This window comes from Acaryochloris sp. IP29b_bin.137, assembly GCF_028285745.1.
Classification (GTDB): Bacteria; Cyanobacteriota; Cyanobacteriia; order Thermosynechococcales; family Thermosynechococcaceae; genus Acaryochloris.
Map to the genome: position 1 here is coordinate 1 of NZ_JANQOP010000250.1, position 12,045 is coordinate 12,045.

Annotated in this window: 13 protein-coding genes and 1 pseudogene; 6 read left to right on the forward strand and 8 right to left on the reverse strand. The window is 48.2% G+C overall.

The features are described 5' to 3' along the window. The first annotated feature begins 77 nt into the window (after nucleotides 1-77). Nucleotides 78-872 carry a hypothetical protein gene (locus tag Q0991_RS17605; protein ID WP_299490747.1) on the forward strand — a complete coding sequence of 265 codons (795 nt, stop codon included), beginning with the start codon at nucleotides 78-80 and terminating at the stop codon, nucleotides 870-872. Between the two features lie 23 nt (nucleotides 873-895). Here the strand turns inward: Q0991_RS17605 and Q0991_RS17610 are convergent, their stop codons facing one another. Both Q0991_RS17610 and pdhA read right to left on the reverse strand, forming a co-directional pair. Continuing rightward, entirely contained in the window at nucleotides 896-1,324 is a 429-nt protein-coding gene (locus Q0991_RS17610) for an NUDIX hydrolase (RefSeq protein WP_299490749.1), read from the reverse strand. A gap of 101 nt (nucleotides 1,325-1,425) precedes the next feature. Next, nucleotides 1,426-2,454 (reverse strand): pyruvate dehydrogenase (acetyl-transferring) E1 component subunit alpha, encoded by a 1,029-nt coding sequence (gene pdhA, locus Q0991_RS17615; RefSeq protein WP_299490751.1) that lies wholly within the window; start codon nucleotides 2,452-2,454, stop codon nucleotides 1,426-1,428. Nucleotides 2,455-2,760: 306 nt separating this feature from the next. Here pdhA and Q0991_RS17620 point away from each other — a divergent pair, with 306 nt between their 5' ends. The 5 genes from Q0991_RS17620 (at nucleotide 2,761) to trpA (ending at nucleotide 7,556) form a co-directional block, all read left to right on the forward strand. Continuing rightward, nucleotides 2,761-4,941, forward strand: a complete 2,181-nt coding sequence (locus Q0991_RS17620; RefSeq protein WP_299490753.1) for an IMS domain-containing protein — start codon at nucleotides 2,761-2,763, stop codon at nucleotides 4,939-4,941. Between the two features lie 57 nt (nucleotides 4,942-4,998). Further along, nucleotides 4,999-6,057: a UDP-3-O-(3-hydroxymyristoyl)glucosamine N-acyltransferase gene (gene lpxD / locus Q0991_RS17625; RefSeq protein WP_299490755.1), complete on the forward strand. Its 1,059-nt coding sequence runs from the start codon at nucleotides 4,999-5,001 to the stop codon at nucleotides 6,055-6,057. 176 nt (nucleotides 6,058-6,233) lie between these two features. Beyond that, complete coding sequence (gene ndhL / locus Q0991_RS17630; protein ID WP_299490758.1) at nucleotides 6,234-6,443, forward strand: NAD(P)H-quinone oxidoreductase subunit L; 210 nt, start codon at nucleotides 6,234-6,236, stop codon at nucleotides 6,441-6,443. Nucleotides 6,444-6,447: 4 nt separating this feature from the next. Then, nucleotides 6,448-6,750, forward strand: coding sequence for a DUF3007 family protein (locus Q0991_RS17635; RefSeq protein WP_299490760.1), 303 nt, complete (start codon nucleotides 6,448-6,450; stop codon nucleotides 6,748-6,750). A gap of 2 nt (nucleotides 6,751-6,752) precedes the next feature. After that, nucleotides 6,753-7,556, forward strand: a complete 804-nt coding sequence (gene trpA, locus Q0991_RS17640; RefSeq protein WP_299490762.1) for a tryptophan synthase subunit alpha — start codon at nucleotides 6,753-6,755, stop codon at nucleotides 7,554-7,556. Between the two features lie 301 nt (nucleotides 7,557-7,857). Here the strand turns inward: trpA and Q0991_RS17645 are convergent, their stop codons facing one another. The 6 genes and pseudogenes from Q0991_RS17645 to Q0991_RS17670 form a co-directional block, all read right to left on the reverse strand. Further along, the gene (locus Q0991_RS17645; protein ID WP_366524997.1) at nucleotides 7,858-8,442 is read right to left on the reverse strand and encodes an Npun_F5749 family FMN-dependent PPOX-type flavoprotein; all 585 of its coding nucleotides are present in this window, start codon (nucleotides 8,440-8,442) and stop codon (nucleotides 7,858-7,860) included. After that, the gene (locus Q0991_RS17650; protein WP_299490765.1) at nucleotides 8,442-9,416 is read right to left on the reverse strand and encodes an alpha/beta hydrolase; all 975 of its coding nucleotides are present in this window, start codon (nucleotides 9,414-9,416) and stop codon (nucleotides 8,442-8,444) included. Before Q0991_RS17650 ends, Q0991_RS17645 begins: the two co-directional genes overlap by 1 nt. Nucleotides 9,417-9,558: 142 nt before the next feature. Further along, nucleotides 9,559-9,837, reverse strand: coding sequence for a hypothetical protein (locus Q0991_RS17655; RefSeq protein ID WP_299490767.1), 279 nt, complete (start codon nucleotides 9,835-9,837; stop codon nucleotides 9,559-9,561). Between the two features lie 345 nt (nucleotides 9,838-10,182). Further along, nucleotides 10,183-11,031 (reverse strand): bifunctional hydroxymethylpyrimidine kinase/phosphomethylpyrimidine kinase, encoded by an 849-nt coding sequence (gene thiD, locus Q0991_RS17660; RefSeq protein WP_299490768.1) that lies wholly within the window; start codon nucleotides 11,029-11,031, stop codon nucleotides 10,183-10,185. 102 nt (nucleotides 11,032-11,133) lie between these two features. Further along, nucleotides 11,134-11,682, reverse strand: coding sequence for a DNA-binding protein (locus Q0991_RS17665; RefSeq protein ID WP_299490770.1), 549 nt, complete (start codon nucleotides 11,680-11,682; stop codon nucleotides 11,134-11,136). Between the two features lie 56 nt (nucleotides 11,683-11,738). Beyond that, nucleotides 11,739-12,045, reverse strand: a pseudogene (locus tag Q0991_RS17670) (transposase); the annotation flags it as partial.

The following is a 12,045-nucleotide window of genomic DNA, read 5'->3' on the forward strand; positions in this document are numbered from 1 at the left end:
GGCATTCTATAGGAAGCTCTAGAGATATACATCAATTTTTTGTCTAAAATACTTTAGATATTGAAGTTCTTATTGTCATGTTTGGCAGACAAATTAGCCATAAAATTGTACCTGTAGCCATTGCTTTGGGCTGCTTATCCGCAATTGGATTTTTGCAAACCTCTAAGCTAGCCCAATTGAGCACTCAAGCGGATCAGATTCAGAATTCTTTAAAGTATGAAACTGATTTGAGACATCAACAAGCTAGTTTAAAGCTTCTACGTCAATTGCCAGATTTTGGGTTTGACAACCTAGTTTCTGACTGGGTCTTCCTCAACTTTCTTCAGTATTTCGGTGATAGTGCAGCTCGTAAGAGAACGGGCTATGGTCTAAGTCCAGATTTTTTTGAGGTAATTATCAAACGAGATCCTCGCTTTATTCGACCCTATTTGTTTCTATCAACCTCTGTTTCTCTTAAAGCTGGTCAACCTCAGCGTAGTATCCAGTTACTAGATAAAGGGTTGCAATCTCTTGAGCCCGCATCGGATCCCAATGCGTATTTAGTATGGCTATATAAAGCAACTGATGAATTACTCTTTTTAGGGGACAACCAGTCCGCACAAAATTCATATAAAAAAGTTGTGGAATGGTCTCAAGAAAATAGTGATCCTGATAGTCAACGTCTTAGTGCCTTATCAGCCCGAACAGTAAAGTTTTTAGCTAATAAACCTAATAGCAAGAATGCACAAATCAATGGTTGGTTGCTAGTACTTGTAAATGCAGTAGATGACGATGGGCGTCAGCGAGCCATTAAAAATATCAAACGCTTAGGTGGTGAAATATCGTTTGGAAAGAACGGGAAGGTTACCGTCCACCCTCCCAAAGAAGACTAGCTTGTCGCCAGTAAATAGACCAGTTACAATGAATGGCTCCAAGAGTAGTTTCGATAATTTTGATAATCATTCAGTATTTGATCGTGATCGAAGGATAATTTGCTAGGCAATTGCCACAGCCCGAACAAATTCAGGTTTTTTGCATCATCTGCTGCTTGCGGGTTACCGATGGCTTTGGCAATAAATACAACACTTAGAGTATGTTGACGCGGATCACGGTTAGGGGAAGAATAGACATGAAATTGTTTCAGTAAATCAACATCTAAACAGGTTTCTTCCTTTGCTTCCCTGATTGCCGCTGTTTCTACAGATTCGCCATAATCAACAAAACCACCTGGCAATGCCCAACCCAAAGGGGGATTTTGACGTTCAATTAAAATAATGGGGCGATGAGGCCGATCCCACATTTCGATAATGATATCAACGGTGGGGATAGGGTTGCGAGGAAGCATCTGAATCAAACCTTGTTGGTCACCAGGCGGCTATATTTGGCTGATGGGCTGTGGTTAAGCTGAAAGTCCTCAAAATATCTATCTATTCAGAATTTTTGAGTTTAGTCATCTACAAAAATATAACGGTAGAGATCTTCTGGTTTGGGATCTGGACTTTCTTCTGCAAACTGAACGGCATCTTCAATAACACCGTGTATTTTTTTGTCGATGTCAGCCAATTCTTCTTTTTTCACCAGCTTTTGCTCTACAAGATAGGTTTGAAACCGTTGAATGGGATCGCGGGCTAACCATTCTTCCTTTTCTGCTTCTGATCTCAGTTCGTCGGGATCGGCCAAGGAATGTCCCCGGAACCGATATGTTAGGGCTTCAATCAGAGTCGGGCCTTCTCCAGCCCGGGCACGAGCAATAGCGGTTTGGGCAACTTCCCGAACTGCTAAGACGTCCATACCATCGACTTCAACCCCTGCCATGCCAAAGACTTTGGCTTTTTTGTAAATCTCAGTTTCTGAACTGGCTCGCTCATGGGCCATACCAATCGCCCATTTGTTGTTTTCCACAACAAAAAGGATGGGGAGCTTCCAGAGAGATGCCATATTGAGGCACTCAAAGAATTGACCGTTGTTGCTGGCTCCATCTCCAAAGAAGCAGGCGGTTACCTGATCAGATGATGGATCGCCCATTGCCTCTCGGCGGTAACGGCTTTGAAAGGCCACTCCGGTGGCAACTGGAATTCCTTCGGCCACAAAGGCAAACCCCCCAATCAAGTTATGTTCGGATGAGAACAAGTGCATGGAGCCGCCCCGTCCTTTGCTGCAGCCGGTTTCTTTGCCAAAGAGTTCTGCCATCACTTGCCGAGCCGGAACGCCTGCGCTCAGGGCATGAACATGATCTCGGTAGGTACTACAGATAAAATCATCTGGTCGCATGGTCTTTGCAATCCCAGTTGAGACGGCTTCTTGGCCGTTATAAAGGTGAACAAAGCCAAACATTTTGCCCCGATAGTACATCTCGGCACACTTATCTTCAAAGGCCCGTCCCAAAACCATATCCTCATAAAGGATCAGTCCTTCATCACGAGTGATGGTGATTTTAGGAGTAGGGAATTTGGGTAGAACTCTTTCTTGAACCATTGATGTATAGTGTCCTCAGTTGGGGTGATGTCGCCGAAACTAAACTCGTTGGGGTGAGACAGTAGGCAACGTCTAGCTTTTAGGGAATGCTTAGATCTCAATAATCCAGCATCATAACGGGCAAGCGGTTGCAGGTGAATTGTCAACCTTCTTGTTAAGCTGCTATGAATATACGTTACTGAACCTCTATTGAGTATACGTTTACAAGCAGCAGGTTATGATATTTTCAAATGCTTTGCTGTCTTGATTCTTCTTGACTCTGTTTGTTGTTCACTTCCGGTAAATGGCTCACAAGGATACTGAATAGTGCGTATTCCTTTAGACTTATATCAAATTTTGGGTGTGCCAATTCAATCGACACCAGAACAGATTGAACAGGCGTTTGCCGATCGTTGCCAGCAACTCCCCCGCCAAGAGTATTCTAAAGCAGCCATAGCGGCCCGAACTCAGCTTCTTCAGGATGCCCATGCAGTACTTTCCGACTCCAATGCGCGCACTGCCTACGATGAGTCTATTTTAGCGGAGCCTGCTCTTTCCGAAGTTGAGGGCATGGAACTGCAGGAGAATCAACTCGTGGGGGCTTTATTGTTGCTCCAGGAACAAAGTGACTATGAGCGGATTGCCCAGCTGGGGTCAGCTTATTTGCAACGGACAATTGATCTCAATCGTTTGCCCTCGTCGAATGGCAGTACGGATGAGGATGTCATATTGGCCATGGCGTTGGCTAATATGGAAGCAGGGCGCGAATGCTGGCAACAAAAACAATTTGAGAAGGCTTCCGATGTTTTACAGTCTGGACTTAAGTTGTTGACTCAAGAGCAGTTATTCCCCTCCGTTCAAACTGAGATAGAACAGGATCTTTACAAACTTCGTCCTTACCGGATCTTAGAGTTACTCGCTGTCCCAGAGACGGATACAGCAAAGCGCCAACAAGGGTTTACTCTGTTGCAAACAATGCTGGATGAGCGGGGGGGGATTGATGGTGCCCAGGATGACCGATCAGGATTAAGCGTCGACGATTTTCTACGGTTTATTCAGCAATTACGATGCCATTTGACGGTTCAAGAGCAGCAAGAGCTGTTTGAAAGAGAAACCGACCGACCCTCTGCGGTAGCTCGGTATCTATGGGCCTATACGCTAGTTGCTCGAGGCTGTTCTCAAGGTCAACCGGAATATATACAACAGGCAAAAACGACTTTTACACAACTGGCCGATCGGCAAGATATTCATGTTGAAAAATCAATGTGTTACCTGCTCTTAGGCCAGCCTGGGGCAGCGATTCAAACATTGCCTCTTAGCCGCGATCAGGAGTCTTTGGAATTTATTCATCAATACTCAGAAGGGTCAGAGGACTTAGTCCCAGGTTTGTTTTTATATACTGAGCGATGGCTTCAACAGGAAGTTTATCCCTATTTTAGGGATCTAGCTGAAGTCCAAGTATCTCTCCAAAATTATTTTAATGACGAGCATATTCAAGACTATCTCAATGCCCTAGCCCCTGAACCTGTATCACCGCGGATGCCTGCTGTTACGACATCTGCAGATTTACCGCTGCTGGCGCAACAAGGCCGAGAGACGTTGAGTTCGGCGAAGGAGGGTCGGCTTTCTGCGCAGAAAGCCCGTCGTCCAGTCTCCAGGCAGCAGCCATCCCCGCACAACACAAAACCTGCCATCCCAAACGTTACGGCTTTCCCGTCTGCAGATAAGAATAGCAGTCCTCAACAACGGCCTACAAAGGTACGAAACGGCTCTACATCTTCCCCGACAAGGGCCGGTGCTTCGATTGCCGATCGTGATGGGAATCGTAGTGATGTTTCGAATGAGGCTCCGCAACGAACTCGCCGCCCGCGATCGCAACTACAATACCGTCGATGGTTCTTTGCCGCAGGCGCTGTAGCCCTAGTTTTACTGGCTTTATTTGGCATGATCAGCCAATGTTCGCGTCAAGACGATCCGGTTTCCGGGGCAGATAATCCCCCCTCTGAACCGAGTGCACCCAGTCCCGCCAGTCCCGACCCTATTCCGTCACCTGCGAGTCCAAGCCCAACTGCACCAGCGAGCCCTCCGGTCGCGAGCCCCACACCTGCGCCTGCCGCCACCGATGCAATCACCACTACGAGTGCTCGGCAGATTATTCAATCTTGGCAAACCGCAAAAGCCGAGGCCATGGGCCAAGATCACCAAATTACTTCCCTAGACAAAATTTTGGCAGAGCCCAGCCTCTCTGAGTGGAAAGCGGGTGCTCAGTCCGAGCAAGCGAATCAAGTTTATTGGACATACTCCTTTGATGATCTGAAAATTAATGCCATTCAGCAAAAGAGCCCAACTGAAGCGACGGTAGAGGCCACGGTCACTGAGACAGCCAAGACGTTCTCTGCAGGAGACCAACAGGGAACAGATGTCTATAAGGATGATACCTATCGCGTTCGCTATGAGCTGGTCCGGGAACAAGATCAGTGGAAGATTAAGCGCATGCGGGTACTGTAGTTGAAACTTAAATGCCGGATGATAGGGAACGGATGACCTCAAGTTTGCAACTAAAAAATGAAACTCAGTGAGCTGGTTCAACGGCTTGCCCTTGCCCCTATCGCTACAAATCTTGCGCAAACCGATCCCACGATTAAAGGCTGTGCCGCGCTGGCTCAGGCTGAACCAGGGATGCTTAGCTTTGTGGAAAGCAGCCAATGGACGGCACAACTGGCAATGACTCAGGCCAGTGCCTTAATCCTGCCCCCTAATCTTGACTTACAAGGGAAAGCGACCGCTAGAGGGATTGCCTGGATTGCCACCGAATCCCCACGCTATTGGTTTGCCCAGGCCCTGAGCTATTTCTATCAACCTTGGCAACTACCGCCGGGCTGCCATCCCACCGCAGTGCTTGATCCAACGGTTGAACTGGGGCAGGGGATTGGGGTGGGCGCTTATGCAGTGATACAAGCGGATGTCAGGTTGGGGGATGGGGTGCACATTCATCCCCATGTTGTCCTTTACCCAGGGGTAACGATTGGTGATCGCACCGTGCTCCATGCCAACTGTGTGATTCATGAACGCACCATCATTGGGGCTGACTGTGTGATTCACAGTGGGGCCGTGATTGGGGCCGCAGGCTTTGGATTTGTCCCGGTTGCGGATCAGGAGCGTCGCTGGCAGCCCATGCCGCAATCCGGCCAGGTGATTCTCGACGATCAGGTCGTCGTCGGTTGCAATACAACCATTGATCGCCCTGCAGTGGGCGAGACTCGCATCGGGGCTAGGACCAAAATTGATAATCTGGTGCAGGTTGGCCATGGCTGCCAAATCGGGGCCGATAGTCTCATTTGTGCTCAGACGGGGTTAGCAGGGGCAACGGCGTTGGGGAAACAGGTGATTTTAGCGGGACAAGTGGGCATCTCCGGGCAAGTCACTCTGGGGGATCGCACCACAGTTGCGGCTCAAAGTGGGGTCCACCAGTCTTTAGCGCCGGATTCGAAAGTAGCGGGTTATCCAGCGATAAACCACCGACTGTGGCTGCGGGCAATGGCTGCGATAAAGCAACTCCCCCAACTCGGCCAGCGGGTGAAGGCACTGGAGCAAAAAATTGCCAAATTGCTTGCCTCTGAGTAACCCTAAGTACAATGTCCAGGCCTAAAGTGGCGGACCCCCCCGGGATCTCCCCTCAATTCTGAGGGGGAGGCAACCTGCACGGTAGAATAAGAAAACGAAATGTGAAGGATCAATTCCTTCAGGCTGTATGCCAGCCTATTCTGAATCCCTTGGAATCGAGTGAAAATCCAATTTCTATGGTTGTCAATTTAATCCTCTTATTGGGACTATTGGGGGGCTATCTGCTGGTGATGCCTGCCATTACCTATTTCTATCTCCAAAAGCGCTGGTATGTTGCCAGTTCGTTTGAGCGTGGGTTTATGTACTTTCTGGTGTTCTTGTTCTTCCCCAGTTTGCTTTTGCTCAGCCCTTTTTTGAATTTCCGTCCCCAACCTCGCAAAATTTGAGCCCATGCGCCGAATAGATGCGATCGCAATTGGCCTCGGTGTGTTTTTGGCCGGGGGACTACTTTATGGCGGGTTACGATATGCCGGCATCGAACCCCAAAGTGCAGGGGTCTGGAGCCAAGTTATTTTTGCCGCGGGGTTAGTCGGCTGGGTGGCGTCCTACTTCCTACGGGTGGTGACAGGCAATATGACCTATAACCAACAGCGGGAGGACTATGAGAATGCCCTGCTAGAAAAGCGTCTGCAAGAAATGACGCCGGAAGAACTCGAAGCATTACAAGCTTCTATTGACGATGAGACTGAATAGTCATGACTTCTGTTTCTGATTGTTTTGCCCAATTGCGCGATCGTGGCCAATGCGCATTGATTCCCTTCTTAACGGCTGGAGATCCAGATTTAGAAACCACCGCGAATGCGCTTCGCCAACTGGATGCAAGTGGTGCGGATTTGATTGAATTAGGGGTACCCTATTCCGATCCCTTAGCGGATGGACCTGTGATCCAGGCAGCCGCAACTCGGGCCTTACAGCGGGGAACCCGGCTCGATCAGGTCTTAGGCATGGTGACTGAGCTGTCCTCCGAGATTCGTGCCCCGATGATTCTATTCACCTACTACAATCCCATCTACCACCGAGGCGTTACTCAATTTCTACAGCAAATCGCTAAGGCAGGTGTGCGGGGATTGGTGGTGCCGGATCTCCCCTTGGAAGAGTCAGAGAGCCTCTTGCAGCAGGCGACTAACTTGGGCATTGAAGTGACTCTGCTGGTCGCCCCCACCAGTTCAAAGGAACGAATTGAGAAAATTGCGTTGCAATCGCAAGGCTTTATCTACCTAGTCAGCACCACTGGCGTCACGGGGATGCGCACCAAAGTGGAAAACCGCGTCCAAGATTTAATCGCTGATTTACGACAAGTCACGGACAAACCCATCGGCGTTGGTTTTGGGATCTCACGCACCGAACATGCTCGCCAAGTGATGGATTGGGGAGCAGATGCTGCAATTGTGGGCAGTGCGTTTGTGAATCGGTTGAGTGAAGGCAGCCCTAGTCAGGGCTTGTCTGCAATCAGTACGTTTTGCCGATCCCTCAAGTCCTCGCTGTTACTGGAAGCATAGTGGGACGGTCTCCTATTAAAGTTCAAATCTTAAGATCGGCTTCCTTGGATCAGTAACCCGTTCCAATCAACAGATTTTAGCCATGGGCAAGCTAAAGCCAAAGAGTTCAGGATCGCCAGGATTATCAAGAATATCAGGCGGATACGGTGCCAGTAGACGAGGGGTCAACTGCCTGTAGGGAGGGGAATTGATACGGGTGTGATTTGGGCAGTAGTCAGGCAAAATGCGGCAGGGGTGCTGGAATCTATGGATGTGATCCAGCTCAAGTGTTGGAAGTTCTAAAATATGCAACAGCCCTTGCTTAAGGGTTGAGTGCTTGTTGTTGCCAGGTATCATCGGCTTTCAGGGTATAGCTACAGCGACAGTGGGGCTGTTCCCGCAGCTCCAAGTGATCAACTGTCTGTGGAGCGAGTAGTAGCAAACAAAATGTTTCTAAGGAAATAGAGAAATCAGTGGGTTCCTGAGAAGCTACTTCAGACCTATTTTTAGGTTGTCCTGGATCAGGCCATGCGAATTGAGTTCTCGCCCCCTCAGACAACGCCAGCCAAGCCGTCTCTCGCAAGCGCAGCAGAGCTGCATCCTTCTCTAATGCCGTGATCACCGCCAACTCTCCAGAAATCCGAAACTGCTCACGGGTTTTCGGGAAATACCAACACAATGCCCCCCAAGGATTTTCTGCAATCTGCTCAACCTTGTTGCTGCGCCGATCCGTCACAAACTTAAGGGTATTGCTGTCCTCTAAAAAACCGCGAAATACCACTGTTCGATTGGCGGGGCGGTGATTCGCCTGCACCGTTGCCAACTGGGCGTAGCGGGCATAGACTAACGACCGATTCCGATGTAAGGCTCGACTTAAATCCGAACGCCAAGGGGCGAGTTCAAGCATCATGCTCCAGGCTGATTCGCCAGCACCCACTCCACCGCCGCCACCATCACTTCAGGCTCATCGACCCACACAAAATGACTGCTATGGCTGGCAGGGAACTGTTTGCTAACAGCAGAGAGCTGCATCAAATCGATATGGATTTTGTCGCGTAAACGGTTGGCACTCCGCAGTGGTGCCAACCTCGTTAGCAGCGACGGTTTGAAAAACGACTGGGACTTGATGCTAGCGAGAGGTAAAGTGCCTAAGCTCTCCGCTACCCGGAGCTGGCGTCCACTCTGGTCTAAATTCCACAGCTCTCGACACATGGTAATCCAATGTTTGGGACGGCAAAAGGATCGGGTGACGGGCGTTAGCTCTACAGGCGGATACTTCTTTAACGTTGGTTTCACTAGCATAAATACTTGGCAAAGCCGCAACAAGCGAATGATGCCAAAGGCTGACCCCAAAATTGACATCAAAAAACCGGAGATAAAGAAGAGCTTCAAGGCCTTGAGCTGAAACGGCATGTTCAGCATGGCTCGCTCATGGAGGCCATCGGTTAGCACTAATCCCGACACCTTTTTGGGAAAACGATGGGCATAGAGTCGCATGTTGTAGCTGCCAAAGGAATCTCCCACTAGAAGATAGGGTGGTTCAACTTTGGCGTGGGTTAATAGCAGGTCTAATTCCTTAACCACCTGGTTGCTAGTTCTGGGGTAAGGGCTATGATCGCTCCATCCATATCCCGCTCGATCATAGATATAGACTCGGCCTAAAGGGGCGAGTTTGTTTAATAACAGATAACCTTCCAGGCCCCCTAAGCTGTGGTCTAACACAATAGTTTGCTGGCCCGTACCCATTGTCTGAAGGTGCAGAGCATAGCCACCGATATCAATGCGCTGCCCTGGCGGTGAGGTTCGGTTTTCAAGTAGGCAAGCAATGATTTGGTAAATCGTGGTGATAGCTAGCAGCAAAGCTTGGAGTTGAAGCGGCATGGTTTGGACAGCTGACTAGCAAACGTTTGGCAGTGAACAGAGGCTAGCAGGCCCGCTGATCATGACCTAGTGTATCTGGAGACGGTTGGAGTTTAGCTCAATAACGTCTGTTCTCAATTATGCTTCGACGAACGTATCAAATCTACAAAAGAGCTTGAAATAAAGGATTTGAGTCTTCTAAAAGATCTTTTAGCTCTTGCTCAAATTGATGCTGTTTAGATAAGAATAATGGCACATATATTTGGCATTTTTTAGAGCCAGAAATAACTAAGTAACGCAACCCTAGTATTGTTCTTGATTTAACTTTCTGAATGTCATGCCAGTTAATCCTTTGATTCCAGTGAAGTAAATTGAAAGTAAAAGACCTAATTTCTACAGAATTGATACCTACTGGAAAGCAATAAATTGAAATTTGTGTCATGATGAACGACAACACAAGTGCCAGTGCTATGAAATTTAGAAATAGACTAATAGATACACCACCTCTAGAAATGGAGAGTCCTATCATCGCGCCAAGTGTAGTAAAACAGTTACATCTAAAGACAGGACTGAATTGAGAATAGTACCACTTAAAAGTCGAACTTTTACTCATGATCTTTTGTAAGATTCTTAATGGTATTGAGTACTTTTTAAATTGTCTCCCTGGATAAAAAATAAAACTTATGTAGATGAATGTTTTTTATAAACACCTTATTTTTTTATTCTTGAGAGGTCTTTGTTGAGATCATTTTCAATGATAAATTATATGTGATTCTAGCTTTAAATCTTAATTCCAGATGCGAGAAAAGTCTAAAGCTTCTGGTGCTTTAGATACTAGTGGAAACCAATGGCCGACGGGGCCTTGTCCTTGACCGATGTCTAAGGCATGTGTCAAAGCTTGAGTGACGTAGGTTTTTGCGGCTTTGGCAGCCGTGAGGGGTGGTTTGCCTAGAGCAAGATTAGCTGCGATCGCAGCCGATAATGTACAACCCGTGCCGTGGGTATTCGTCGTCGCAACGGTTTCCGTCTTAAGGGTCTCCATCTGGTGACCATCAAACCAGATATCCATCCCTAAAAGCGTATCGTTCATTCCACCGCCTTTAACTAAGACGTTTTTTGGCCCCAGATCGTAAATTCTTCGGGCAGCGGCTTGCATGTCTTCGAGTGTATGAATCTCCAGCCCACTGAGAATTTGGGCTTCATAGCGGTTGGGGGTAAGGATTAAGGCTTGGGGGACAAGGGTGGTTTTGAGAGTTGCGATCGCATCGTCTCCAATCAGTACCACCCCAGCCCGCGATACCATCACGGGATCGACCACCAATTGATGAATATGCTGTCGCTGAACAGCCGCCGCCACCGCCGCCATAATTTCTGCATTAAGCAGCATTCCCGTTTTGGCCGCTTGCACACCGATATCGGATACTACCGCGTCAATTTGAGCCACCACAGCTTCTGGGGGTAAGGCATCTACGCGATTAACACCGACTGTGTTTTGGGCTGTAATACAGGTCAGGGCACTCGTGCCGTGAACCTGGTGAAAGGCAAAGGTTCGTAGATCAGCTTGGATGCCTGCTCCGCCCCCACTGTCGGAGCCAGCAATGGTCAGAGCAGCGGGTATCGTTTGATTTGAAACCATCTTTGATGAGATGAACGCCTACAAGTAAAAATTAAAGACATGCCATAAAGGCTGACAATAGCCGTTGATGCTGTTGAGGATCAATCTCTACCGCAGCATCACCTAGGCCACTAAATACTTGATGTCCTCTTGAAGCTCTGATCCGACTCTTTGCCAACTCTTAGCCGCATTCAATTTCATCGTCATTTGGGCCGTTTCTAGTAAAACATTATCGATTTCATAGGTTTTATCCGTCTGTAACCAAAGCAAGAGGTCTGCTAAGTGCCACAGTGAAGGCGTTCCCTCATAGACCGGGAGCGGAGACTTGGGTACACCATTGATAATGAGATTCCGCACATTTTGTCGAGTGCAGCCTAAAACCTTAGCCACATCCGTAAGTCCTACAAAATCAGGACTTGCTTCGATTAGCTTTGCGGAGGGGATGGCTTGTTTGACATCTGAGATGGCACTCGCAATAGCAGCATAAGCAGATTGTGCTTCACGATTGAAATTGAGTGAAATCAATCCTTGTTTACCAACACCGATTAAGGCATCATCACAACCACTTTCGTAGAGTTGCTCAATATAGTGGTTGGGATCGAGTTGAACAGTTTTGGTTTCAACGTCTGGGGGCTGCAGTCTAAACTTCAGCGTAAAGTCATATTCGTTCATGACTTATTCCTCTGCATTACTAGTGGGTCATTTGGTATGAGCATCGCCATTACTTTTCATGCAACTAAAGCCTGAGTAACCGCTCCAGAGCCTCCTAGCCGATGGCCTTGTCGTCTTGTTTGCCCTTGTTGCCGTCGTACCGCTCGTTTGCCACCCCATTCAAACGGCGTTGGATGTTGATTCCATACCTTGGCGGCGGTCTCAAATCGGTCCATGATCTGTTGAGGCGTTTCGGGATGTTGACCATCCAACGCACGTCGCTTGAGGATGCGCTGGATCGACTCAGCCATATTCAACCAACTGCCAGAAAGCGGCGTGTACAAAGGCAAAATGCCATGTTCACACAGCCATAGCATCAACTCG